The sequence below is a fragment of the Bifidobacterium sp. UBA6881 genome, assembly GCA_002451435.1.
GTDB lineage: Bacteria > Actinomycetota > Actinomycetes > Actinomycetales > Bifidobacteriaceae > Bifidobacterium.
In genome coordinates this window covers 21,249-21,517 of sequence record DKCF01000036.1, presented here as the reverse complement: position 1 = coordinate 21,517, position 269 = coordinate 21,249, and the positions used below count along the sequence as shown (strand labels likewise).

Annotated in this window: 1 pseudogene; it reads right to left on the bottom strand. The window is 61.7% G+C overall.

The features are described 5' to 3' along the window. Positions 1-233: pseudogene (locus tag B3C64_RS02965) on the bottom strand (bifunctional indole-3-glycerol phosphate synthase/tryptophan synthase subunit beta); the annotation flags it as partial. Positions 234-269 lie beyond the last annotated feature (36 nt).

Below are 269 nucleotides of genomic sequence, written 5' to 3'. Positions count from 1 at the left end.
TCGCGCGCCAATGCCGCCGGATCCGGGATGTCGCTCAAATGGCCTTTGGATGGCGACGCTCTCTTGATTTCCGCGATGACCGGGATGCCATCCGGCCTCTTCAGCCACTGGCTTGCGTCAATCGGCGCCGCCGCCTGAGCCGCACGGCGCTTCACCTCGTCAAGCGGCACGACCTTTTCGCGGGCCCGTGCATCTTCGACGGCCCCCGATACCAGTTCATCGAGCACAGACATAATGTTCCTTTCTGTGGTTCATCCGATTGGTCAGTC